Annotated in this window: 28 protein-coding genes and 1 pseudogene; 26 read left to right on the forward strand and 3 right to left on the reverse strand. The window is 33.7% G+C overall.

Features of this window, described 5'->3' with window-relative positions:
- Positions 1-3: 3 nt before the first annotated feature.
- The 12 genes and pseudogenes from D4A81_RS02315 to D4A81_RS02370 form a co-directional block, all read left to right on the forward strand.
- The gene (locus D4A81_RS02315; RefSeq protein ID WP_111525295.1) at positions 4-978 is read left to right on the forward strand and encodes a membrane receptor RagA; all 975 of its coding nucleotides are present in this window, start codon (positions 4-6) and stop codon (positions 976-978) included.
- Positions 978-1,610 carry a radical SAM protein gene (locus D4A81_RS02320; protein WP_111525296.1) on the forward strand — a complete coding sequence of 211 codons (633 nt, stop codon included), beginning with the start codon at positions 978-980 and terminating at the stop codon, positions 1,608-1,610. The genes D4A81_RS02315 and D4A81_RS02320 overlap by 1 nt, the downstream gene beginning before the upstream one ends.
- A 351-nt stretch (positions 1,611-1,961) precedes the next feature.
- Positions 1,962-3,176, forward strand: a complete 1,215-nt coding sequence (locus tag D4A81_RS02325; RefSeq protein ID WP_111525297.1) for an RtcB family protein — start codon at positions 1,962-1,964, stop codon at positions 3,174-3,176.
- Positions 3,177-3,219: 43 nt separating this feature from the next.
- Positions 3,220-3,468 carry a helix-turn-helix domain-containing protein gene (locus tag D4A81_RS02330; protein WP_111525298.1) on the forward strand — a complete coding sequence of 83 codons (249 nt, stop codon included), beginning with the start codon at positions 3,220-3,222 and terminating at the stop codon, positions 3,466-3,468.
- A gap of 72 nt (positions 3,469-3,540) precedes the next feature.
- A complete protein-coding gene (locus D4A81_RS02335) occupies positions 3,541-3,762 on the forward strand; it encodes an antitoxin VbhA family protein (RefSeq protein ID WP_111525299.1) in 222 nt (73 codons plus the stop codon).
- Position 3,763: 1 nt separating this feature from the next.
- The gene (locus D4A81_RS02340; protein WP_111525300.1) at positions 3,764-4,342 is read left to right on the forward strand and encodes a Fic/DOC family protein; all 579 of its coding nucleotides are present in this window, start codon (positions 3,764-3,766) and stop codon (positions 4,340-4,342) included.
- Between the two features lie 36 nt (positions 4,343-4,378).
- On the forward strand, positions 4,379-4,828 hold the full coding sequence (locus D4A81_RS02345; protein ID WP_330405114.1) for an 8-oxo-dGTP diphosphatase: 450 nt from the start codon (positions 4,379-4,381) through the stop codon (positions 4,826-4,828).
- Positions 4,829-5,076: 248 nt separating this feature from the next.
- On the forward strand, positions 5,077-6,582 hold the full coding sequence (locus D4A81_RS02350) for a hemoblobin-interacting domain-containing protein (protein WP_111525302.1): 1,506 nt from the start codon (positions 5,077-5,079) through the stop codon (positions 6,580-6,582).
- The gene (locus D4A81_RS02355) at positions 6,582-7,655 is read left to right on the forward strand and encodes an FMN-binding protein (RefSeq protein WP_111525303.1); all 1,074 of its coding nucleotides are present in this window, start codon (positions 6,582-6,584) and stop codon (positions 7,653-7,655) included. Before D4A81_RS02350 ends, D4A81_RS02355 begins: the two co-directional genes overlap by 1 nt.
- 378 nt (positions 7,656-8,033) lie before the next feature.
- Positions 8,034-8,345, forward strand: a complete 312-nt coding sequence (locus D4A81_RS02360) for a helix-turn-helix domain-containing protein (protein WP_111525304.1) — start codon at positions 8,034-8,036, stop codon at positions 8,343-8,345.
- Between the two features lie 325 nt (positions 8,346-8,670).
- Positions 8,671-8,865 carry a hypothetical protein gene (locus D4A81_RS02365; RefSeq protein WP_242977703.1) on the forward strand — a complete coding sequence of 65 codons (195 nt, stop codon included), beginning with the start codon at positions 8,671-8,673 and terminating at the stop codon, positions 8,863-8,865.
- A 584-nt stretch (positions 8,866-9,449) separates the two neighbouring features.
- Positions 9,450-10,004 (forward strand): annotated as a pseudogene (locus D4A81_RS02370) (Rpn family recombination-promoting nuclease/putative transposase); the annotation flags it as partial.
- Positions 10,005-10,076: 72 nt separating this feature from the next.
- On the opposite strand, the gene D4A81_RS02375 reads toward D4A81_RS02370, so the two are convergent.
- Together D4A81_RS02375 and D4A81_RS02380 are read right to left on the reverse strand one after the other, a co-directional pair.
- Positions 10,077-11,135: a site-specific integrase gene (locus tag D4A81_RS02375; RefSeq protein WP_111526138.1), complete on the reverse strand. Its 1,059-nt coding sequence runs from the start codon at positions 11,133-11,135 to the stop codon at positions 10,077-10,079.
- 448 nt (positions 11,136-11,583) lie between these two features.
- A complete protein-coding gene (locus D4A81_RS02380) occupies positions 11,584-11,973 on the reverse strand; it encodes a helix-turn-helix domain-containing protein (RefSeq protein ID WP_111526103.1) in 390 nt (129 codons plus the stop codon).
- A gap of 172 nt (positions 11,974-12,145) precedes the next feature.
- Here D4A81_RS02380 and D4A81_RS02385 point away from each other — a divergent pair, with 172 nt between their 5' ends.
- The 13 genes from D4A81_RS02385 (at position 12,146) to D4A81_RS02445 (ending at position 22,121) form a co-directional block, all read left to right on the forward strand.
- Positions 12,146-12,349: a helix-turn-helix domain-containing protein gene (locus D4A81_RS02385; protein ID WP_111526104.1), complete on the forward strand. Its 204-nt coding sequence runs from the start codon at positions 12,146-12,148 to the stop codon at positions 12,347-12,349.
- Positions 12,350-12,679: 330 nt separating this feature from the next.
- Positions 12,680-14,872: a phage/plasmid primase, P4 family gene (locus D4A81_RS02395; RefSeq protein WP_111526105.1), complete on the forward strand. Its 2,193-nt coding sequence runs from the start codon at positions 12,680-12,682 to the stop codon at positions 14,870-14,872.
- Positions 14,873-15,460: 588 nt separating this feature from the next.
- A complete protein-coding gene (locus D4A81_RS13620) occupies positions 15,461-15,595 on the forward strand; it encodes a hypothetical protein (protein ID WP_278321308.1) in 135 nt (44 codons plus the stop codon).
- Between the two features lie 4 nt (positions 15,596-15,599).
- Positions 15,600-15,863: a hypothetical protein gene (locus tag D4A81_RS02405; protein WP_111526107.1), complete on the forward strand. Its 264-nt coding sequence runs from the start codon at positions 15,600-15,602 to the stop codon at positions 15,861-15,863.
- Between the two features lie 4 nt (positions 15,864-15,867).
- Entirely contained in the window at positions 15,868-16,014 is a 147-nt protein-coding gene (locus D4A81_RS13080) for a hypothetical protein (protein ID WP_162902538.1), read from the forward strand.
- Between the two features lie 5 nt (positions 16,015-16,019).
- Entirely contained in the window at positions 16,020-16,364 is a 345-nt protein-coding gene (locus D4A81_RS02410; RefSeq protein WP_119808239.1) for a hypothetical protein, read from the forward strand.
- The gene (locus D4A81_RS13085) at positions 16,336-16,509 is read left to right on the forward strand and encodes a hypothetical protein (protein WP_162902539.1); all 174 of its coding nucleotides are present in this window, start codon (positions 16,336-16,338) and stop codon (positions 16,507-16,509) included. Before D4A81_RS02410 ends, D4A81_RS13085 begins: the two co-directional genes overlap by 29 nt.
- 546 nt (positions 16,510-17,055) lie before the next feature.
- Complete coding sequence (locus tag D4A81_RS02415) at positions 17,056-17,457, forward strand: phage scaffolding protein (RefSeq protein ID WP_111526123.1); 402 nt, start codon at positions 17,056-17,058, stop codon at positions 17,455-17,457.
- Between the two features lie 18 nt (positions 17,458-17,475).
- On the forward strand, positions 17,476-18,327 hold the full coding sequence (locus D4A81_RS02420; RefSeq protein WP_111526122.1) for a hypothetical protein: 852 nt from the start codon (positions 17,476-17,478) through the stop codon (positions 18,325-18,327).
- Positions 18,328-18,410: 83 nt separating this feature from the next.
- On the forward strand, positions 18,411-18,932 hold the full coding sequence (locus D4A81_RS02425; RefSeq protein WP_111526121.1) for a hypothetical protein: 522 nt from the start codon (positions 18,411-18,413) through the stop codon (positions 18,930-18,932).
- A 183-nt stretch (positions 18,933-19,115) separates the two neighbouring features.
- Positions 19,116-19,370, forward strand: a complete 255-nt coding sequence (locus D4A81_RS02430; protein WP_242977779.1) for a hypothetical protein — start codon at positions 19,116-19,118, stop codon at positions 19,368-19,370.
- An 896-nt stretch (positions 19,371-20,266) separates the two neighbouring features.
- Complete coding sequence (locus D4A81_RS02440; RefSeq protein WP_111526119.1) at positions 20,267-20,929, forward strand: HAD family hydrolase; 663 nt, start codon at positions 20,267-20,269, stop codon at positions 20,927-20,929.
- Positions 20,930-20,936: 7 nt separating this feature from the next.
- On the forward strand, positions 20,937-22,121 hold the full coding sequence (locus D4A81_RS02445) for an MFS transporter (protein WP_111526120.1): 1,185 nt from the start codon (positions 20,937-20,939) through the stop codon (positions 22,119-22,121).
- 121 nt (positions 22,122-22,242) lie between these two features.
- On the opposite strand, the gene D4A81_RS02450 is transcribed toward D4A81_RS02445, so the two are convergent.
- On the reverse strand, positions 22,243-24,000 hold the full coding sequence (locus D4A81_RS02450; RefSeq protein WP_119808241.1) for an IS1634 family transposase: 1,758 nt from the start codon (positions 23,998-24,000) through the stop codon (positions 22,243-22,245).
- Between the two features lie 314 nt (positions 24,001-24,314).
- On the opposite strand from D4A81_RS02450, the gene D4A81_RS02455 reads away from it, so the two are divergent.
- Positions 24,315-25,766 carry an MBOAT family O-acyltransferase gene (locus D4A81_RS02455; RefSeq protein ID WP_111526117.1) on the forward strand — a complete coding sequence of 484 codons (1,452 nt, stop codon included), beginning with the start codon at positions 24,315-24,317 and terminating at the stop codon, positions 25,764-25,766.
- Position 25,767: the final 1 nt, after the last annotated feature.

A 25,767-nucleotide genomic window follows, 5' to 3' on the forward strand; every position in this document is an offset into this window, starting at 1 on the left:
GAAATGAAAGTAGTAATAACAGATAGCGGTATATTATGGCATTATGGAAATCCTATATTAAAAAAATATAAGCACTTAGTGTTAGTGGTCTGTCTTGACGGGAGTAAGGTTACAGATGAATATGAATGCTTTATATGTCCACATAAGTCATTTGGTCTTGGCATGAGTATGGGGGTTGGCAGTAGAGTATATAATGATTTAGAAGATGTGGCAGATGAACTTTATTACAAGTTAAGGTCGGAAGATGATATCTTATTTTTGACTGACGGTAATCCTGCAAGTTTATACCCTTATTATATTATAAAAAACAGAAAGCATCATATGAATATTCACCTTTGGGCAAGTCCACCCTGGAGTATTGAAGGAAAGGCAAGAATGAATATTCATAAGGATATGCTTTCAGATCTGTCAGGTGTAAAATCAGTCTGTTATATAGATACTCAAGATTATTTAAAGAATGAGTATAAGAATTTTGGCGGACTTTTAGAAGATGTCCAAAATTACTTTGAGGAGATTTTTCCGATTGTAATAGATAGTATAAGTAAAATAGAAAATGAGTCTTACTTTGATTTGGTTTCAAAGTCATATATTCCATTGGGTAAAGTACTAAATAAAAATGATATTTTAGAAAATAGATACTTGACTGGAGATGTAAATATAGCAAGTATGTATCTTATTGAGGGTATGGTATATATTCCAAATTATATGGAGAGTAATACATATACCAAGGATACGATATATAGATCGGTAGCCAGAATAGATGGAAAGAAAATTTGCAATACACTTCGTGAATACAGATTTAAACTGGCACAGATGAACAGTATAGAATTTAATTCTGAGGAGTGCAGCTATGTGGGTGCCTGTGCCGGAACCTGTGAAAAATGTGATGAAGAAGCAAGGTATTTAAGTATGAAGTTATCAGAGATTCCAAAAGAAAAGCAAAGGATTCCAAGGCTTGGTCTTGAGGAGGTAGAGTAATGTTTGGAGATATTTTATCTATTTCAAGACTTAGGATGGGAACAGACGGAAACGGAATAGCTACTTTGGTAGTATTTTTTGATTGCCCTCTTTACTGTGAATATTGCATAAATGATTTCTGCCATAAGTCCCAAAAACCTTTTGTTGGAGTTCAAAATGCAGTATTTACCCCTCAGGAGCTGATAGAGATTTTAAGGAAGGATGATATTTATTATTTGATGAGTGGAGGAGGTGTTGTCTTTGGCGGTGGAGAGCCTCTACTACAATCAAAATATATTCATAAGGTATGCACTATGGTAGACCAAAGATGGGCAAAAAGAATAGAAACTTCACTTAATGTTCCCTGGGATAATATAAAACCGGTATTGTATGATATGGATGAATGGATTATTGATATAAAGGATATAAATAATGATATTTATAAGAGTTATACAAAAACAGACAATAAAAATATGATTGAAAATTTGTTGAAGCTTAGAAACAAAGTGTCAAAGGATAAGATTCATATAAGGATTCCCAAGATACCCGGATATAATACCTCATATGATATTGAATATTCCGTACAGTGGATTAGAGATAATATCGGAGTAGAGCCTGAAGTGTTTTCATACATAAAGACTATAAATCGGTAATTAAATTGTAAGATTTAGAGCGCTTTTTATACCGCCGGTATAATGACAAAAGCACTTTACTATGTTATTCTATCGATAAAGAAATATGGGCAGATTGTGCCCGGAAAGGAAAAGACATGAGAACAATGAATCGTTTTGACTATTTTAATATTGAACGCTGTGATTACGCACTCCTTAGTATGCCGTCTAGGAAGGGCTTTGTTTTGGTGAACTCATTAGAGATAGGTCAAGTACGAGAGAATTGTTTGTATAATTATAGGCATAGGTGATACTATGCTAATATTAGATAAATGTTTTTGAGGCCGCTTACTCTAAATGGGTAGGCGTTTTTTTTGATGTAAAGGAGAAGATATGGATAGAATTGAAATAAAAGGTAGAGTAAATACAGCCATATGCTATGCAAAGGTTGTAGAGGTTGAGGCAATAGAGCAGATAAGAAGAATGTGCGATTATGTAATAACAGAAGGATCAAAAATACGTATAATGCCTGATGTTCATGCCGGAAAGGGATGTACTATAGGTACTACAATGACTATACAGGAAAAGGCGGTTCCAAATATAGTCGGAGTGGATATCGGATGCGGAATGTACACGGTAAAACTTGGAAAAGTGGAAATAGATTTTGAAAAAGTAGATGAGGCTGCTCATTATATTCCATCAGGAATGAATGTATGGGAGGGAAGACAGGAGCACTTTGATTTAACAAAGTTAAACTGCTTCAGATATTTGAGAGATTCAAGAAGACTTGAGCGTTCACTTGGTACATTGGGAGGTGGAAATCACTTTATAGAGATTGATGAGGCAAGTGACGGATGCAAATACTTGATAGTACATTCAGGATCAAGAAATCTTGGAAAACAAGTTGCACAGTATTATCAGAGATTGGCGGCAAACTTAGATAGAGGGTATGATGCTTATTTTGAAAAAAGAGATGAGATAATAAGAACTTATAAGGAGCAGGGTAGAAAAAATGAGATTCAGACTGCACTAAAAGCACTTCATTGGCATGTGTATGAGTCGGAAACAAGCATGCCTGATGATTTATGCTATGTTTCGGGAAAATATTTGGAGGAGTATTTACATGATGTTGAGATTTGTCAAAACTTTGCGAAAAGAAATCGTGAATTGATGGCAGAAATTATACTTGAGAGAACAGGAATGAAGAATCTTGAGTCATTCCATACTATACACAACTATATTGATGTGAGTGAGATGATTTTACGAAAAGGTGCTATTGCCGCACATAGCGGTGAGAAGGTCTTGATCCCTATAAATATGAGGGATGGAAGCGTTTTGGCAATTGGTAAGGGTAATCCTGACTGGAACTATTCAGCACCTCATGGGGCAGGAAGACTTATGTCAAGAACAGCTGCAAAAAACAATTTAAGTTTAGATGAGTATAGAGAAACTATGAAGGGAATCTATTCCACTTCTATAAATGAAAATACATTGGACGAGGCTCCAATGGCATATAAAAGACTTGAGGATATCATAGATGTTATAAAAGATTCTGTTGATATCATTGAGGTAATGAAACCGATTTATAATTTTAAGGCTTCTGAATAGGAAAGAATAACTCTTTTCTATCCGGAAGCGGAAAGGAAGAGTTATGTTTATTTTTCCTACCATAGACTTGGTAGCTACAGGAAAAAATATTGTGAGACTTAGAGAAGAGTCAGGACTTAGTGTGAGAGAATTGCAGGATATATTCGGTTTTGCTACTCCACAGGCGATTTACAAATGGCAACATGGCAGCACCATGCCAACTATAGATAATTTGATAGTATTATCAGCGGTATTTAAAGTTTCACTAGATGAGATCATAATATTGGAAGCAAATAAAAAAATAAGTGCCTGAAACCAGGTATATATCGATTTGAATTGACGGTATATATTTAGAGTATTAGAATAGTTTAAAAAAGAGGTATATATGGGAATAGAAAAAGTTATAGTTTCAGAAAAAACAAACTGTATTTTAGAAACGTTTGGAAATGTTCCTTATACAGATGATGAAAAAATTAGTGAAGTGATTGCAACTCTTAACATTGAAAACATGGAATTGGATAACAATGATATAGAAATGCTAAAAGCAATCAAGAGTGGTAAGATAAGCTTTGATGAAGCAAGAACAGAGATAATGAAAGAAATTTAGTATGCCAGATAAAAAATACTGTTATAAAGATTCTGATATTTTGATAAATAAGTTTGACATAAGAGATGTTAAAAAATTGAAGCTTGCTGAAAGAAAGCTTACTATGCTCAGACTGTTGGAATTATTTGATGATCCTATTGAGGGAAGATTTGATTTAGCACACTTACAAAATATACATAGATATATTTTTCAAGATATATATGAGTGGTCCGGAGAAATAAGAACTATAGATATTGCTAAAGAGCATATGTTTTGCAATGCGAAATTTATTAGACCTCAGGCTGATGAAATATTTTTAAAGCTTAAAAAGGAAAGTTATTTAGGAAAACTTGATAATGACGGTTTCATAAAAAGGCTGGCATATTATTTGGGTGAGATCAATGCTTTGCACCCTTTTAGAGAGGGGAATGGGAGAAGTCAAAGGGAGTTTATTCGTGCGCTTGCATTAAGAAACGGCTATGTAATACATTATGATAGAATAACTCCAAAAGAGATGATATCAGCAAGTATAAAATCGTTTATGTGTAACTATTGTGAGATGGAAGAACTTATTAAAAAATGCATTGAAATAAAGCTATAGAAAGCATGCGTTTTTAATATAAATATTGGAGGAAAATTGAGCAGAAAAACAGAGATAGAATTGACCAATATGTGCCTGATTTGTGATGGGAATAAGGTATTGGTTCAGGAAAAGAAGGGGACTAAGGGTGTGGTGTTTCCAGGAGGACATGTGGAAGATGATGAGTCTTTACTTGAATCTGTTATCAGAGAGATGAGAGAAGAGACAGGTCTTATTATTGAAAATCCGATAGTATGCGGATTCAAAGACTGGATACAGGAGGATGGGACAAGATACTTAGTACTCTTATATAAGGCTGATGAATTCAGTGGTAAGTTAAAGTCATCTGAGGAAGGAAGAGTATTTTGGATAGACAGGTCAGACTTAGATAGTATAAATTTGATTTGGAATATGAAAGAGTTACTGGAGATATTTGACTCTGATAGATATAGTGAATTCTTTTTTAAAATTAAGAACGGAAAATATAAGGGCGAACTATTGGGATAGTGGAAACTGATTCATGGAATACAGTTCAGGTACTATATATCTTGAGACTTTTAATTTTAGATTGTAAAACAAAAACTCTAAAGGGATACCTGAACTGTAACATTCATGGATTTATCTGAGTCAGTTTTTTTATAAAAAATTAATTGACAATGTAATTGGTTTATGTAATACTCTGTAATTGAGTTAGGAGATACTAACAAAATGAGTATTATAGGAAATCAAATTTATTTTATATTCATGGAGGACTTATGAAGAAAAGATATCTATCTATATTGGCACCTGCAGCATTTGCATTAATGATAACAGGTTGTGGGAAGGCAGCTGACACAGCTACTACAGTAGCAGAGAGCAGTACTATGCAGAGTGAAAGCCAGACAGAGGTTAGCAAAGAGATCAAGTCTGAGATTGGCAATGAAAATTATGTTTATGCAAAGATAAATATTCCATATGCTGATTATTACTATGGTGAGATCAATGATGTGAAGCCTGAAGCTGACCCGGAGAAGCTTACAGCAAAGCTTGATGCACCGGATGCAGCGGCAGATATCAGAAGCGACGGTAATTATGATGCTGTAAGTTCAGTTACAAACAAAAAAGCTGAAAAAATTGGATCAGCAGTGTCAGAGGTAGTTGGTGACGGATCAACTATTTCAGGTGTAAAAGAGGTAAATATTGCTATTTCAAAGGCACTTTATGAGGATGCTAAAAAGGCTATAGAAGAAAAGAAGGAGTCAACCAATCCTCTTCTTACATTTGTAGCTGAGATTACAGAGACTACAGATACAACACCGGCAGAGTATAAGGTACTAAACTCAGACGGTACATTCTCAAAGACAGTTGGAAATACTGTTAAAAATGATTTGGAGTCAAGCATTACAACTACATCAAATTATGGAAACTATGAAATTGATATAAAGGACTTGGAACTTGAAGTAGACAATGTTCAAGGTGTTGTTTTAGAAACAAAGGAAGGCAAGAAATATGGTCTTGAGCATCTTGAGAATATCTGGATTACACCGTCAAAACTTGCACTTGCTGCAGCACCATTTACGGAGAATCATGGAAATGTACAGGCATATTTACGTTACCAGGATCTTCCGGGACAGACAATTTCTAAGATAACATATTTACTTAAGGATGCTGATGATATTGAGATAGGTACAGATCTTTTCTGTAAACTTTTAGTACCTGAAAATTACAGTATAAAGGGTGATGAGAGCACAAACTATACTAAGGACGGTTCACAGATTAATTTTGAAATCGCATCAGATGATAGTAAGTATGCTATAGGAAGAGCAGTATCAAAAAAGAAGGATGTAGATATCACAAATGTGAAAGAAGAGAATGGTGTATTGAGTCTGCCAAAGGAGTTTGTACCTGGTAAATATCAGTTCATATTTACAAATGACAAATATGCAGATTTAAGCTTTACAGCTGTTATCAATTCAAATCTGAGTGCAGATCAATTCCACTTTGAGAACAATACTCTGACATTAGATGAGAATGAGTCAGGTCTTACTATCAAGGAGTATTTGAATGCTATTACAGGTGCTAAGGTAAATGATACAGAGTACAAGGGTGGTAAGGGTAGAAAGTTTGGAAAAGTTGCATTCAATGAAGATGGAAGTATAAATTTGGATGCAAAATACAGTTCAGACGGTAAGGATGAGCCGGTATTTGCAGAAGCAGGAACATATACAATAGTTCTTAGTGCTGATGGATATCCTGATTTAACAATTGAGGTAACAAAATAATGAGATTAGTCGCATGTCTGATTGTGGCATTGGCTTTCTTTGCCGCTTTAGAAAAGCCTATAAAAAAACATGCAACATTTTTTTACATTGCAACTATTATAATTAGCATTCTTTCTGTTATGGCACCTAAGAAAGGGTTGCCATTTGTAGTTGATTATCTTGTAAAGAATGTATTAACAAGAGGCACCTTAGCAGGTGCTCTCTTTATTCTGGTTATGGTGGCATCGGTGTGTCCACAGGTAAAAATGAGAGGCTTATTGCTACGTACAAGAGGTGAGATGGCGATCATAGCGGCATTATTTACTCTTACTCACAATATAGCCTATGGGCAGTACTATTTTGTAAAACTCTTTACAAATATATCCGAGCTGGATACGGTAAGAATATTTGCGGCAGTACTGTCACTAATAATGATAATACTTTTGATTCCATTAACTATCACATCTTTTATGGTTATCAGAAGAAAAATGAATCCAAAGAAATGGAAATCGCTACAAAAACTTTCTTATGTTTTCTATGGACTGTTGTTTGTGCATATAGCATTGATATTTAGTGTATCTATATTGAATGGACATCTGGATACACTGATTGATTTAACTGTGTATGCATTTATATATATAATTTATCTTATTTTAAGGGCTAAGAAGCATAAAAAACAAAGAGTTTTAAGCATAGTCTTTGCTATAGCAGTTTGTACCATTTATACATCTCTTGCCGTATTTGGATTTAGGGCGGCAAGAAATTATGAAGCAGAAGATAAAGAAGAAGAGACTACTGTTTCATCGGAGACAAGCTTGTCATCAGAAATAACATACAAAGATGGAATATATGAGGGTAGTGCTACCGGATACAGCGGAAAGATGACTGTGTCGGTGACTATATCCGATGGAGAAATTACTGAAATAAAGATATTGGATACCGGAGATGATGAGGAGTATTTAATAGATGCAAGGGATGTTATTCCTGAGATTATTGAAAAGCAATCTACAGAAGTAGATACTATAAGTGGTGCTACACATAGTTCAAAAGGAATAATTCGTGCAGTAGGAAAAGCACTTGAGAGTGCAAAATAAGAATATATTTAGTTTAAGCCTGAGTGAAAACTTGGGCTTTTTGTGTAAAAACATATTTAGTTGTAGCCTGATTTATAACAGGGGAAATATGTATTAAAAACCTATGATTTTATGTACTATCATGAGACAGAGATTGAATAGAGTGTAAGCATTATATGTTAAAATCAAGTTTAGATAAATAACAACTTAAATGTAAGATAAAATTAAAAATATTTACAAAATTATATACATATATTACAATGCGTTGAATAAATTAAAAGAAAAGTTATTATTTATATAGTAATTTTATGTTGTGATATTTTATACAATGTAGTATAATTTATACATGTTATTCAAATCAAGGTTTCTAAGGTATAAACAAGAACAGGAGGACATGCGATGATTAGTATACGTAAACTTAGACTACATATGGGGATGACACAGAAGGAATTCGGAGAAATTATTGGGGTAAAGCAGCAAACTGTATGCAAATATGAGCGTGTTAATACAAATGTTAGTTTGGAAGTATTACAAAAGATCAGTGATGCATTTGGTGTAAAAGTTGAAGAAATGATAGAAGACAATTTGGAAAGATATATTCAATCGGGGAATAGAAGAAATATCAGTCTTGAAATCGAAAAGTATATAATAAATCGAGTTAGAAAACTTAATGGTAAAGAATTAAAAAAATTAATAAAATTTTTATCTTAGTTGGATGTTGGAGCTTAGATTTCTGAAAGGTGCCTTTTCTATATTATTTAAATTAATCTATAAATTAAATATCAAAATATATCTATAATATTTTGTATGTTTATTTCATACGGCAAAATTAGTAAAGTACTCTATTAATGTGGTAAAAACATAATTATATTTATGTAGGATCTTATTTGTGTGTATATTTTTTGTAATATGTGATAAAACCATTATCAGAACATAGATTCCCATACTTTTGTTTGATATAATAATATAATACTCTCTGATGCTAATGACCGGTGATAAGAGATAATAGATGAGGTTAATGAAAAGGAGGTTAATTATGTGTGAGGTACTTGATATAGTTGAGGCTCGTGGAATAGAAAAGGGAATAGAAAAAGGAGCAAAAGTTATAAGCAGGTTGAATACAATATTGGCAAAAGAAGGGAATTTGGAAAATATAATAAGGGCTAATACAGATAAGGTATATCAAAATGAACTTTTGAAAAAATATGACTTGTTAAAGGATTTTGATTGATAAATACAGCTGTTACCTAAGATAAAACATGAACATATAGCAAAAGATAATGCTATATTGGGATTTTTTCTTTAGTGTAACAGCCTTTTTATTTTTTATAATAAAAATATATCTTCACATATACAATGCAACAGATGTTTATTATTATACTGTTGATATCAAAAATGAAGTCTTATATTTATATAATATGCCGATAAAGAGCTGGATAGAATACATAAAAATTAAAAATAAATTTATCTAATATGCTGAAAATACATGAGATACTACGAATCGTAGTATCGTCACTTGCCAAGAATTTTATAGTTAGTATAATAGAGCCATCAAATATTTTTGCATGATGTTTGATTTGATATCTAAAATCTGTTTGGAAAGTGCACTTTCTACTCTGGCTATTCCAGTTCATCTAAAAATTCTAAACATCATGTATGAACCGGTGCACCGGTTTGTTTTTCTCTCATATAGGTTATAGCCAAGTGGATAGGAACTTTCCTACCACTTGGCTATAGGACAAAGAAATCGATTATCATAAGTTTGATCAGAACATAGATTCCCATAAATTTATTTGATATAATAAAGGAGTAGATATGCAGGAAAAGGATATAACCCAGAAGATGCTTGAAAGATATAATGATGTATTTTCTGATATATTAAATGTGCTATTATTTAAAGGTGAACGGCTGGTGTCAGAATATACACTAAAGGATATAAAGACTGACTCTGTATTAAAGATTGATGGTAAGGTTCGTTTTCAGGATAGAGATGTAGCCAAGTATTGGAAGAACAGTCGAATTAACATAGCCTTGTTTGGACTTGAAAATCAGACAAGTCCAGATAGACTGATGCCTCTTAGGATTATTAGCTATGATGGAGCAGAGTATGCTAAACAGTCTAGACATAAATATAGATATATTAAGAAATATCCTGTAGTTACACTGGTATTATACTTAGGTTATGATGGAAAATGGACATGTCCGAAGAATCTGCTTGGACTATTGGAAATAGACGAGAAGTTAAAGCCTTATGTAAGTGATTATAAGATCAATGTATTTGAAATAGCATATCTGGATAGAGAGACTATAGATGCTTTCCGTAGTGATTTTTGGATATTGGCGGACTATTTATATCAGATGAGGGTAAACAGCACCAAGAAGCCCATAAATAAAGGGTTTCGAGGTGCTTGTTTTTGTTTTTGATAATAAAATGATAATGTTTTATAAATTTTCCAACTTTTGGGCAAGTTCTTTTTGCTTGTTTGGGTAAAGGTGTGCATAAGTGTTCAGTGTCATTTTAATGTCTGAATGGCCTAACCTGTTAGCGATTAGTAACGGGTTTTCTCCAATCTCAACCAATAAAGCAACATGTGAATGCCTAAAGTCGTGTATTCTCATGTGTGGCAAGCCTGCCAGCTTTAAATACTTATCTTTTTTATACTCTATGCTTTCCTTCCTGATGTTAAGAAGTGAGGCTGTGGCATCTGTATCAAGGCAATGTTCTTTATACTCTTTTATTTCATCTATTAGGAAGCTGGGAAGCGTTACAACTCTATTACTTGATTTTGTCTTTGGTGTTGTTGTTACATAGCTACCTGCTGCATATCCTTTTGTTTTACTAATATGCAGCAGTTTATTATCAATGTCCACATCTCCAAATGTAAGGGCCATCAGTTCGCCACGCCTCAAACCGGCAAAGAATAATAAATCAAATATAACCTTATCCCTTATGTCTGTAATGTTAGATTTAAAGGCTTTGTACTGCTCCAGTGTTAAAAATATCTTTTCTTTTTTTGTATTATCTTTTAGAGCGTCAACCAATTTACAAGGGTTTGAACCTAAGCCGTAGTATTTGCAAGCGTAAGAAAGTATAGCCGATAAATTACGCAGTATACCGTTTTTTGTTTCGGTGCTTAATGTGTCCCCTTGTTTCGGTTGTAAATTATTGAGCCATTCTCTTATCATATTGGGGGTAATATCATTTATTTGAGTTTCCCCAAAATATGGCAGTATATGGGAATGTATATTCTTTTCTTTTATATAATAGCTTGATAGCTTGTATTTAGCCTTGTAATCCTCTAGATATACATCTAATAGAGTCTTAAACAATATTGTTGGCTGGTTACTGTAATGCTCCAAGAAATCACGCTCCCAGCTTTGGGCTTCTTTTTTTGTTGTAAAGCCTCTTTTAACCTTTTGTTTCTTATGACCTAAGTAATCCTTATAGTAGCAGGACACAAACCAAGATCCCTTTTTGTTATTATCTTTATAAACAGGCATTTTCTTAATCCTCCAAAGTTTCCCGGCTATAGAGCTGTTAAGGAAATGCCGTATATAAGCGTATAAGGTCTATACACTTAATAGAACCGTTACAAAGAAAAAGAGTAACGGCACTATTAAATATATAGGCTATTTTTTATTCTATGGTGTCTATTTTGAGTTTTAACAGAACAAAGGTATAAAAATATAGGGCAGAAACCAAAAGCCGTTACAAACGAAAATAAGGGGGTTGTGCGGCGTGGTACTTTAAGCGGACACCACATAAAAGTAGAATCTGCCCTTAAAGATAGTAACCACAGGGGCAGCCTACTAACTTTGTGAGTACCCTTTTATTCTGTAACGGCAAAATAAAACCAACATTTTCCAACATTTTTGAGGGGGTCGTTTGAAAGGGCAACCACACCATGACCATACTCTAAATAACGACGTGCTTTTTAGGCACATCCTTTTATTGTTCGTCCGGATCTGTATATTTTTCTATTTCCGTGAGTTCCTCCACTCTTTCAACAGCTTTCTCACGCCCTAATTTATTAAGTTTATTGTAATGTTCAATCAATGCCCTTTTAATAATTTTATCATTCCATTTGGCCGTTTCCTCCATGGCTTTTTCCAATGCTTTCTCACTTTCTAAATCTGACTCCCCAAAAAGTAGGCCATTTAATGTGATATCTAGGGCATTGGCTATATATAGTAATGTTTCTAATTTGGGCAACTTATTAGTCCTTTCATATTGTGCAACGCTTTGCTGTGTTATCCCCAATTTTTCCGCTAGTTCTTTTTGTGTTAAACCCTTTAATTTTCTAAACTTCTTAATATTTTCGCCTACATTAAAGCCCATAATTGCCTACTTACCTTTACTTTTTATTTAATAATAACACTTTAAAATCGTAAATACAAGATAAACACAATAAAAAGCTTGTAATTACATATTGACACAGTTAAATAGTTGTAGTAATATAAAAATACAGTTATTAAGCTGTATTTTACATAGTCAAGAAAGGAGCTAATAAATGAGGGTAGACAGATACAAGCTAGGCCATATCTTAGTTGATAAGGATATGACGGCAACTCAGTTGGCAGAGCGTACCGGACTATCAAGGGCAACTATAAGCTGTATTAGGGGCGGTAAAAGTTGCCTATACGAGACAGCCGAAAAGATAGCGGAAGCGTTAGGCGTAGAAGTTAAAGACATTAGAGAAGTAAACAACCCGTAACAATCAATAAGCAAATCCCAGCTATTGAGGTGCTAAGAAGATAGTAAATAAAGAAAGGAGCAGCGAGCTAATGGAAGAAAAACACAAGCTTTGCGAAAAGGTAAGGCAGCAGGCTAATATCGAGAGCATACGAGAGCGTACGCACTTAACCGCTGAAGATATAGCGTTTTTACTAAGTCGAAGTAGTAGTGTGGCCTACAAGATATTAAATGACTTAAACGCAGATCTAAAGCGTAAGGGCTTTTATATTGTAAAGGGCAGAGTACCGAAAAAGTACTTTTGTGATAAATTTGGGATACCATACGAAAGCGTAAGTTAGAGGGTGATAATTTGCAATTAGACGAATTTTTAAGACACTTTAACGGCGTAAAACGTACTGGAGACGGTAAATATAAAGCCCTATGCCCTTGTCCTTACCATAATGACAAAAATCCAAGCTTAGGTATTACAGATAAGGGCGATAAGATACTAATAAACTGTTTCGCATATTGCAATTATTTAGATATATTGGCAGCAGTTGGATTATCTAAAGACGACCTAAAAAAGGACGGCAAGACAAAGCAAGGGGAGAGTTGGCAGGATAAATTAACTAAACTTGTAAAAATGCCAATAGAAGCAGTATATGACTATAAGGACGCTACAGGAACATACCTATATAGCAAAATCCGTTTTGTTGGTAAGCATATAAAGTATGCAGTTGTGGACTATAAGGCCGACAGCTTTAAAATGGGAAAACCTGAAGGTGTTAAATCAACTATGTATAATTTGCCTGCTGCCTTAAAAGCTATTAAAAAAGGCTTTTCGGTATATATCACAGAGGGCGAAAAAGACGTAAATACACTAAAGGAATTAAGGTATACAGCTGTAACAGCCGGAGGTGTAAACGACTGGAAGAAAGAATTTGCCCACTATTTTACAGGTGCAAGGGTTGTTATATTGCCTGATAATGATGCTCCTGGGCTTGACCTTAAGGACAAAATAATAGCAGATTTAAAGCCGTTTGCACACTCTATAAAATGGGTTGTTACATCAAAGGCAGATAAGGGAGATGTAACGGACTATTTAACCAAAGAGGGACACTCTAAAGAGGACTTGCAGAAGCTTATGGATGAAGTTAAGCCAGTTGCTGCCCCTTGGATTCAGATAACCGAAAGGAAAGACGGAAGCCAAAAACAGAGTGTTAATCCGGGATTATTAAAGGCCTGCATAAGCGAACATTTAAGTTATAAGACGGTGGACGGTAGTTATTACTGGTATGAGAACGGATATTATAAGCGAACGGACAAAAACACCGTTAAGGCTAAAATATCGGCTTATATACCGGATGGAATAGCAAACGATAATCTACTGAACAATGTTTATAATTTAATGCTTGCAGATGTTGACCACATGGCAAATGAAAAGGACTTTAATACCAACGAAAAATATATAAACTTTAAAAACGGTTTATACAATATTGATACTAAAGCCCTTGAGCCGCATAACGCCGATATTTTATATACAAGGCAAGTGAACACGGAGTATATAGAGGGTTCTACAATAACAGAATACCACATTTTTACAAAGTATGTTAGAGATTTATGTATGATGGCAGCAGGTGGCATAGATTGGCAAGCATATAAGGCATTACAAGAGATTATAGGGCTTGCAATATCTAATATATACGGCCATAAGACCAAAAAGGCGGTATTTTTGTACTCTCCTGTAGGGAACACAGGCAAAAGCCAATTTTTAGGGCTGTTAGGGCATCTGATCGGGCAGGAAAATATAACCGCTATACCGTTACAGAATATGAATGAAGACAAGGGACGTTTTGCATTTGCTAATGCCGGACTTGTCAGGCTTATTATGAACGGCGACCAAAGCAAGGCGGATATAAAAGACAGTTCAATTTTTAAGTCTGTAACAGGTGGGGACGCTATCAAGGTAGAGGCAAAGGGCAAGGATATAAAAGCCCTTGTATTCAAAGGCCTTGTACTTATTGCTTGTAACGATTTGCCATATATCGCAGATGATAAAGGCGAACACATCTATAGGCGTATGTATATAGTGCCTTGCACTCACACCATAGAGGAAAAGGAAAGAGACCCGAACATATTAGATAAAATGCTTGAAGAACTCCCGGCAATAGTAAATTGGGCGATTGAGGGACTGCATAGGCTAAAGGCTAATAATTATAACTTTACAGAGATAGCAGCAGGCAATCAATACATAGAAGACTACCGAAAGAATAGTGATACTGTTTACAGTTTCCTAATGGATGAGGGGTATACAATTACTAAGGACCCGAACGACAAAATAAGCAAAAAAAGACTTTTAGAGCAGTATAATCAATATTGCATAAGAGAAGAACGCCAGTCAGTTAGCAAGAGGCAGTTCGGCGAGAGGCTGGAAAAGATAACAGGATTTAAGACCGTGAGAACAAGAACAGCGAATATAAGAGATTATTATATTCAAGGTATTAAAGAATATAATGATGGATTTGTTCCGGTAGATAATAAGCAAATAGCTATATTCCAATAACGGAATATAGTAGCTAATGACCCAAAACAGGGCTTAAAAATGGGACTAAAAAAGGGACTAAGAGCCGTTACAAAGGAAAATATGGGGTTTAAGCTTCTTTATAATTTCTTAATAGTCCCAAAATAGGGCTTGAAAGTCCCTAAAAAGTCCCATAATAAAATATCGTTTTGGGACTCAAAAACCTAGGATTTACAAGGCTTTGGGGGTTTTAGTCCCAATAGTCCTATATATATTTATATTATAATTATAAATAATAAAATATATATATATAAATATATATATAAAAGTGAGTTGCAAAAATATAGGACTTTAGGGACTATCGCAAAAATGGGAATTACTGCCCTATAAATAGCTGTAGAATTTATAGAAGAGTAGAGCGGGCCATATTTTTCTTGGTAACGGCAGATAACAGAAAGGGTATAAAGTGGGAAGTTTTAACAGACATCAAGCATTAGGAATAATATATAGCAATATTAAAAATCTTAATGATGATTATTTGAGCCTAGTGGCTAACAAGGTCTTAGAGTTGAAGAGTGAACAAGAGTATAACCGTGCAACAAGGTATGTAATGAAGCACAGGGAAGAGTTATGGCAAAAGAGAAAAGGAGTAAAACAATGACAAGGGAACAGGCCTATGATCTGATATATGAAAGATTATATAAACTAAGTGATTACTGGCTGTATTTTATAGCAGCCTTGATATTAGATAAAGAAAAGGAGTAAAGGAATGAATAAAATAACTAATATTTTTGAGGAGTTTGAGAAAAGGAGCGGCCAAGTGGTTATAACACATGGCGAGGAGACATTAAAAATTGCTAAAAAGTTAAACGACTTAATAGCCAGATTACCGATATGCCTTGCAGATAATAATAGACTGGTGTATTTGATGAAAGACCAGTTAATGGCGGCAGAGCGTGAACAGTTCTTAGCAGGGTTTGATTTAGGATTGAAGATGGCGGATGTATTCAAAGAGGATAGGAGGAGCAAATAATAATATGAAAAGCGATATTAAAAAACTGGATAACATAAAGGAACTAATAAGTATAAACTTAGAGCCGTTACAAAATGATGATTATATTTTCTTAAAGGCTATAAATACTATGATTGTTGAGTATGTGAATGCAAAGTATGGAGAGGAGTAATAATAATGCGTTTATCAGGAAGAACAAAATACTGTATGTGTAAATATGGACACGAGGGGGAAGAGATTTATTCAGACATAGAACAGGAAGTTATTAGAGAAATTGACGGATACCTTATAAACCTTGAAGAGGCATACGGGCGTATTGATAGCCTGTACATAAACGGTTTTACAAGGGAATATTTTGATGGCCGACTGTACAAGGATTATCCAAAGCCCTATATGGAAGATGCAAGATTCCATTATGATATTTTAGGTAATGAAATAAGTATTTTAGGCAGGTTCTTAGCAGAAGCGAGGGAATATATAAAGGAGTTACAAAATGATAAAGATAAAGGCAAGTTGCAGTGATAGGCACGAAGTAAGCAAGATTATTAAGCTTTTAATGCCATACATGACAGATAAAAGGCCTAAAGTTGCCAAGTCTGAAGATGGAAAATATAAGAGGGTGTATATATGCATAGACAGCGAGAAAATCCCAAAAATCAAGCTGTAAATGCCTGTTTATACCCGGGTGGCTAACATACCATTAAAAGCTGTTAAACAACAATATATGACCTAGACCAGAATACGGGGGTATATCCATTAAGGGTATGCTCCCTATTTTGTTACCTTTTTTTCCATCGAAGCAAGGACGAAGCGAGAGAAAATCGCAAATGAACAACGGACGAACAACGAGAAAATCATTTTATAATTATACATGTCGTCCTTTTCTCCCATGCGTCACTTTTAAATTTTAACAGAGGACGAACAGAGAGAAATTGCAAAATCCCTTTGTTCTTTCCTCCAAAAGCGTTCGCTAAAATGTTTAAAAAGGTTATAAAGATTTATACATATACATCCTCTTATGTGGTATAATATAACATAGCAAACAAAATATTTGAAGTACCCCGGCAAGGCTTAATTCCTTTACCTGTTGTCGGAAGTCTGAAAAGATGTGGGAAGTATTAGGGCGAATGATTGGCGTTCGCTTTGGTGCTTCCTTTTTGTTTGCTAATTTGTAACCATTCCTTTACAACAAATTACGAAAGGAGATATAAAAATGCAGGTAAAAGATAGACTTGCAGAGTTAGGATTGACACAGGAGCAGTTGACAGCTGTAACGGCTTTATTTTCAGAGTTTGAAGCGGAACATGACAAAGCTATGGACGAATTAAAGCTTGATCACGCTATAAATACAGAGCTTGCAGCGTCTAAAGTTAAGAATGTTAACATTGTAAAAAAAGCGTTGGAGTTGGAGAATGTAAAGCTTAATGATGCGGGAGAGCTTGAGGGATTATCCGAGCAATTGAACGCACTTAAGGAAAGCGATCCATATTTATTTGGTACTGATACTAATAAGTCAGGTGTAGCCGGATATAATCCTGGTAATGGTGGAATGCCTACAGGATTTCCACAAAAAGACCCTATTTGGGGAATTGGTGGCGGAGAAAGAATATTCTAACGAAAGGAATTTTATTAAATGGCAAATACAATTAATTTGGCAACTAAATACCTGCCTTATGTTGATGAGCTTTTTACTAATGAGAGCAAAAGGGAACTTGTAACTAATAATGATTTTACTTGGGACGGTGCCCATACAGTGAAAGTTTATAAGGTTACTACAAGTCTTATGAATGATTATGACAGATCAGGCGAGAAGGTGGAAGCCGGGCAGATATGGAGCAGATACGGAGTTGTTAAGGGATTAGATGCAACAACCGAAGAAATGACACTAAAAAAGGATCGTTCCTTTACCTTTGCAATTGATAGGCTGGATATTAACGAAACAGCGGGACAACTTGCAGCACAAGCAGCACTTGCAAGGCAGATCAGGCAGGTAGTTATACCTGAAATAGATGGATATGTTTATAAAGTAATGTGTGACAATGCCGGTATTAAAGAGACCAATGTAACACTTACCAAAGAAAACATATACGATAAGATCATAGAAGCAAACTCACAACTTGACGATGTGGGAGTTCCGGAGTTTGGTAGGGTGCTTATTATGACACCGGCTACATATGTTTTACTTAAGAAGAACAAGGACGTTACAATCAATCAGGATGTAGGGCAAGAGTTGAGAGTTAAGGGCGTTGTTGGAGTTATGGACGGTTTAGGAGTGCAAAAAATTCCTGCTAATCGTTTACCGGATAAGTTCGGGTTTATGATCGCCCATAGTGTGGCGACTGTTGCACCGGTAAAATTAACTGATTACAAAATCCATGATAACCCTCCGGGAATTAGTGGCAATTTAGTAGAGGGGCGTATTGCATATGACGCCTTTGTATTAGACAACAAAGCAAAAGCAATATACTATCTGCAGAATAAATAGCATTTAGCCCCCGTAAAAAGGGGCTTTTTTATTAATGTAATGGATAATAGTATGTTGACATTTGTTAACATTAAAGGGGTTTTATGCGGAAATTAAGTATTGAGAGGCTATCACTTTACTTGAAAGCCAAAAAAGATTATGACGACCTAAAAAAATATTATGATAGAGAATTAAAGGCAGCAGAAGAAGAATATTTATATAGCCTAAAAGCTGTACGCTATGACGGTGTAAAGGTTGACGGCGGACAACATACCGATATAGCCGATAAGATAGCACGATACGAAGAATGGCGAGAACAAACAGATAAGCATTGCGAATTTTGGCTTGATTACCGTAAGCGTTGTATAGATTCTGAAAAAGAGCTTACAGAAAAGTATATAGATACTGAAGTGCCGTGGCTTGTACGTGTGTTTAGCGATTGCGAAACATGGAAAAACTGTAATGTGCCTTTATTGCAAGAAGTACTAAGGCTTAAATACATAGAGTGTAAGACGGAAAGGGATATAGCCACAGCCCTTAAGATAACCGGGCAAGATGTGGCCAATATGCTATATACTTATACAGAACTTACAGATCGACCGCCAAAGAGGGGCAGAAAAAAATGATAATAAAATGATAATCAAATAATAAAAAATAGGGTTTAAAAATAAAATATAGTGGTATTAAACACCGTTTAATAGTATAAAAAACATAAAAAACAAGTGTATAAAATATATCAGATGAGGGTAAATGGAAAGTATTTCGCTGATAACAAGAGTATAGATCATATAGAGGAGCTTTTAATGCTAATGTCGGTAATGACCGGCGATAAGAGATTTGAAGAGATAATAGATGAGGTTAATGAGAAGGAGGCTAACAATATGTGTGAGGTACTTGATATAGTTGAGGCTCGTGGAATAGAAAAGGGAGCAAAAGTTATAAGCAGGTTGAATACAATATTGGCAAAAGAAGGGAATTTGGAAAATATAATAAGGGCTAATACAGATAAGGTATATCAAAATGAACTTTTGAAAAAATATGACTTGTTAAAGGATTTTGATTAATAAATACAGCTGTTACCTAAAGACAAAACATGAGTATGTAGCAAAAGATAATGCTATATTGGAATTTTTTCTTTAGTATAACAGCTTTTTTATTTTTTATAATAAAAAATATATTTTTACATATACAATGCAACAGACGTTTATTATTATACTGTTGATGTCAAAAAAGAAGTCTTATATTTATATAATATGCCGATAAAGAGCTGGATAGAATACATAAAAATTAAAAATAAATTTATATAATATGCTGAAATCACATGAGATACTACGAATCGTAGTACCGTTACTTGCCAAGAATTTTATAGTTAGTATAATAGAGTTATCAAATATTTTTGCATGATGTTTGATTTGATATCTAAAATCTGTTTGGAAAGTGCACTTTCTACTCTGACTATTCCAGTTCATCTAAAAATTCTAAACATCATGTATGAACCGGTGCACCGGTTTGTTTTTCTCTCATATAGGTTATAGCTAAGCGGATAGGAGTTTTTCCTACCGCTTGGCTATAGGCCGAATAAATTATTTCAGTTTTCTATTATGCATACATTTTAATTTATCTTTAAGATTATATATAGTAAGCGAGTAATTGCACCCAAGCATGGCAGCAAGTTTGAAACAAGTTCGCTTGTAGTATGGCTTCAGATTTTTTTAAAACTAAGATGAAGGAATGGAATTAAAAGATCTGAAAGAATGAGGCCGGTACTGAGTGAAAAATTAGTTTATAAATATTTGATGTGTAATGCAAGACTATATGATGCAAGAGACTCTTTTTGGAAAGCAAAACGGGAGGATAAGCCGCTAACACATTTAGGTGGGAATATGTATGTATTATTTCTAATGGCTTTTATAATAAAAAAGTGTTATCTTAATATAAAATAAAGAAGGTGGATATAATCATGATAAAAGCGGTACTTTTTGATATGGATGGATTGATGTTTGATACAGAGAGAGTGTATGGTAAAGCATGGCAGAATGCAGCAAGATTACAAGGTTGTGAGATTAGTGATGAAGCCATATTGAAAATAAAGGGGGCTAATAGAACATTAGTATATGAAATACTTAGAGAAGATGCAGGAAAAGATTTTGATATAGATGAGGGTAGAGTGGTAAGAGAAGAGTATATTGCTAATCATATAAAAAAGAACGGATTAACAAAGAAAAAAGGCTTGGATAATTTGTTGAAATTTTTAAAAAGCAATAACATAAAAGCCTGTCTTGCTACATCTACTAAGTCAGAAACTGCACTTAGATATCTTAAGATGGCAGAGGTATATGAGTACTTTGATGACTTCACCTGTGGTGATGAAATAGAAAATGGTAAGCCGGCACCGGATATCTTCTTAAAGGCTGCAAGCAAACTTGGAGTGGATATAGGTGAAAGTTTAGTACTTGAGGATTCTATAAATGGAATAAATGGAGGTTTGGCAGCAGGTGCAAGGGTGATAATGGTGCCTGACACTATAGAGCCTACAGATGAGATAAGAAAAAGAGTAGATGCTGTGAAAAAAGATCTGGATGAAGTCGCAAATTGGATAAAAGAAGTAAATAAGAAAATATAGGTAAAATATGGAAGAGAAAAGAATAAATCTTCAATATATAGTATTACAGGGACTATATATGACATTGTACTGTGTGAGTTGTGGATTTATTTCATTTTATTTGCAAGGCAATGGCTTTGCTAATAGTGGAATTGGAATTATAACAGCTGTATTTTGTCTTTTTGCAGTAATATTTCAGCCGATAGTGGGAAATATATGTGATAGAATAGACAGATTGACATGGAAAAAGCTGATTATTATTTTGGGATTACCATATATTGTTATATGTATAGCTATGCTTATTATAAAAGAAAAATGGATCATAGCCATACTGTTTGGAATGATGTATATAATAACAAATATTTATTTACCACTTATAAATACCGCATTATTTTCCTATAAAAGAGAAGGAATAGAGATAAATTTTGGTGTTGCCAGAGGAATGGGATCTGCAATGTATGCACTTATGGCATTATTTATTGGAAATATAGCAGTGAGAGTTGGAACTAGAATAATTCCGATGGCAGGACTTATCATTATAGCTTTATTTCTAGGCGTAGTATTTTCTATGCCCGTAGCAGATAAAATCAAGTCAGATAGAAATGAAACTAAACGAACTAATATTGTAGGGTTCATCAAAAAATATCCCTATTTTTCAATAATGCTTTTGGCAGTACTGTTTATATATTTTTCTCATAATATTATAGGTACATATCTCTTGCAAATAGTACAGTCGCTAGGCGGCAATAGTGGAAATTTAGGAATAGCAATGTTTATACAGGCATTAGCAGAAATACCGGTTTTATTTACATTTTCTTATATAATGAAAAAAGTTAAGATTGGAAACTTAATGATTTTGGCAGGAATAGGATATGTAGTGAGAGGAATATTGTATTTTATTTCAGGAAGTATAATGATAATCTATACTATACAGCTTTCTCAAATATTTAGTTTTGCTATAGTCACAGCAGCGTCAGTATATTTCACAGGAATGGTAGTGGATGTAGAGGATCAAACTACAGGATTGGCATTTATGTCAGGAATGACAGCAGCAGGTACAGTGCTTGGCTCTTTGCTTGGTGGAGAGATTTTGGACCACATTGGTATGAGATCAATGCTGGCAGTCAATATTTTGATTACAATAATTGGACTTGGTATAGCAGTATGCTCTATAAAACTGATTAGGAGTAAGAAAAAGAATAAATATGTGTAAGTGAAAGTCGGGTGTAACACAAGCATGTGTAATACTCGGCTTTATAATTTTAAAGAAAATATAAATATAGAGACAATTGTATTATACCTGACTTCCGTCGTTTCTCTCAAAACCTAGTACTCTAGGTATACAAGAGCATGCAGTTTTGAAAGAAATTGTCGACTTCAGCTTTGGTTAAATAGAGGGCATCAAGGTTACTAAAACCAACCAGTTTTTTAACCTTTTCGTTAACGGCCTGGTTTCTTGATATATTGATATATGTATCATCACCTTTATTTACCACCCTAAAATCACGCATAAAGTTGATCAAGTCATAAGAGTTTATTTTATTCTTGAAACACTTGATTTCTAATACTCTTAAAAGAAACAAGCTAAGGTAGCATATCAAAAAATGCCCATAGATTGTTTCTTTTTTCTGTAAATAAACGGGTCTTGCATCCAGGTATGATTTTGTAAGTCTAAAAGATTCTTCGATCTTCCATAGGCTATGGTATGTTTTATATACCTGTAATGGCTCCATATCTATTTCGGATGTCACTAAAAGATTATATCCTGCATATTTAAGATCTTCATCAATCTTAGATTTATTTAAATCTATTATAGGCTTTATTGTCTTGCCTGTACTATCTTTAGTTATAATGTCTACATATTTAGCACAATCTCCAAGTTCATCTTTAGCGATATTTTTGTATGTAGAAAACTTTGAAGCTTTATCGACCATTTTCATTATTTCAAGCCTTTGTTTCTTTGCAAGGTTAGGATTATAAGAGACGATACGCTTTTCTTTTACAGAAAACCTTGTAACACACTCTTTTCCTGTTTCCGGATCAATCTCTTTAAAACTGTAATCAAAGCTGTCAATACAGGATTTAAGACGAAAAGATATATTACCTCTTTCATCAGTGTAATTAGAAAAGACATTTGTATCATTCTCAAGTAGAACCCATTTCTTTTCCTTTTCACTTAGATTCTTACCATGTATTGATTTTGAAAATATATAGCCGTCACTAGCTTCTTTAACTGCAGCATAAATATTTCTTGCACAATTAAGGCCTTTATCAGCCACCTGAATTGTCTTGCCTGATACGCTGTGTCGTTGCTTCATTTCTTCAATAACTTTTCTAATATATGGCTTTTCCGATTCATTTCCGGGATACATTTGCATGGAGACAGGTACTAGATCAGCATCTAAAAGTAAAGCCTGCCCTATTATCGGAGAGTGCCTATTCTCTTTTGAAGGTCCCTTTTGCTTGTCATCGCTAGGAAGATCAATTTCAAAGTAATAATTAGTACAATCGAAAAATACATTGCTTAAATCTCTTTTAAAATACTTTTCATAAGAGTGATTAAACAAATCAATGTACTTCTTATAAGACTCTCCTATGAAAGAACACCCGTCATATACTTGGTCTTCAGAGATTGTAGAGCTGCCGTAAATGTATGGAAAGACATGAGAGGCTGTCTTTGACTTAGAGCATGGTGATATAACCCTTGCATAAATAAGTTGTGTAATTAAGTCAAATACAGAGAACTGAAAACGCATTTGAGAAGCAAGTATATCAATAGTTTCCTTAACATCAAGCTCATCAATCAATGAGTAGAGCAAGAAGTGTCCTATATTAAGTTCAACAGGAGTGGAAAATGCACGAGGACGGGATTCTTCAGAAAGAACTTTTGTTCTATTCTCATTTTGCTCTTTTACATAATCGCTATAAAATTTAATCGGATCCGGAATCTCATCTGAAGTCAGATCTTCAACGTAACCAAAAGATTTTACATTTCTTGTTCTTGGTTGCTTTTTATCCTTATCCCAAAATGATTCATACATCTGAAGATAAGTACCTTTTTTCTTCTTTTCTTTTCTCAAAAAATAAGCCATAAACACCTCTAAAAGTAAAGTACTATGAAGTACTATGATTATAACATGCTGTAAAAATTTTTTCAATTTTTTCAAATTATTTTTTATGTAAGAAAAGCCTTTAAAATAAAGGGTTTAAAAGAATTGTATAAAATTAAATAGTTTGCTAAAAATTTGAAACGTCGGAAATTTCATAGTACTTCGACGGAAGACGGGTGTGTAATACTCGGCTTTATAATTTTAAAGAAAATATAAATATAGAGACAATTGTATTATATATGTAGTAGAATGGTATGGAAGATTAAAAGTATGGGAAATATTATAGGGGATTGGTTATGCAGTTTAATTCTTTTATTTTTATATTATTGTTTTTACCAGTGACGGTTGCACTATATTTTATAGCTAATAGAGTGTGTAGTAGACTTGGTAAATTAGTGTTATTGGTATCTAGTGTTATTTTTTATAGTTATACAGATTATAAGCTACTTTTTATATTGGTATTAAGTATATTTGTGAATTACATAGGCACTATTTTGATTGAGAGGTATAGAGATAGAAAAAATATGCTTTTAGTTGCTATACCTATAATAGCTAATATTATGTTATTACTATACTTTAAGTATTTGAATTTTACGATATCAAATATAAATTTTATCTTTTCTCGGAATATAGCATTAAATAATATTATATTACCATTAGGAATAAGCTTTTTTACATTTCAACAAATAGCATATGTGGTGGCGGTATCCAAAGGAGATATTAAAGATAATAATATCATAGATTATATCATATTTATTCTTTATTTTCCAAAGATCTTAATGGGACCATTGATGGATCCGGTGGATTTTATAGAACAGTTAAATGATGATGATTTAAAGAAAATAGATATTGAAAATATAGCACTTGGTATTAAAATATTTTCATTAGGATTATTTAAAAAAGTTATGTTTGCAGACGTTTTTGCTAAAGTAGTTAACTGGGGTTATTCAAATATAGGTGATGCATCATCGATGGATTTGATACTAGTGATACTTTTCTATAGCTTTGAGATTTATTTTGATTTTAGTGGCTATAGTGATATGGCAACAGGAGCATCTCTTATGTTAAATATAAAATTACCAATCAATTTTGATTCACCATATAAGGCCTTATCAATAAAAGATTTTTGGAAAAGATGGCATATTTCACTCACATCTTTTTTGACAAAGTATATTTATATTCCTTTAGGCGGAAATAAGAGAGGAATTGTAAGAACTTATATAAATATTATGTTTGTGTTTATTATAAGTGGCATTTGGCATGGAGCTAACTGGACATTTATTTTGTGGGGTGTATTAAACGGTGCTTTAAGTATAATAGATAAAATACTGGATAAATATGAAAAAAAGATGTTTGAAGCTGTAAGATGGATAGGTACGTTTATTATTGTTACAATACTATGGTCATTGTTTAGAGCGGAGTCAATAAAACAGTGGTCTGAGATAATGATGAAGATCTTGATGTTCCAAGATTTAAATATTACAAATGGTCCAATTTGGCTATTAGCATTTCCTGAAATGATATTCTTTAATGATTTATTAAAACTTAGATGGTTTGTAGATAATGTAAAAGGGTTTTGGGTTTTACTATGGACATTATTATCTTTTGCTATATGTCTATTGTTTGAGAATAATTACAGAAAGTTAAGAGTAAATTCGTTTGCTGTGACCATATTTGCTGCTCTTATATTTATTTGGAGTATAATTTGTTTGAGTAGTGAGTCTTCATTTGTTTATTTTAATTTTTAGA

This window comes from Lachnoanaerobaculum umeaense (genome assembly GCF_003589745.1).
Lineage (GTDB): Bacteria > Bacillota > Clostridia > Lachnospirales > Lachnospiraceae > Lachnoanaerobaculum > Lachnoanaerobaculum umeaense.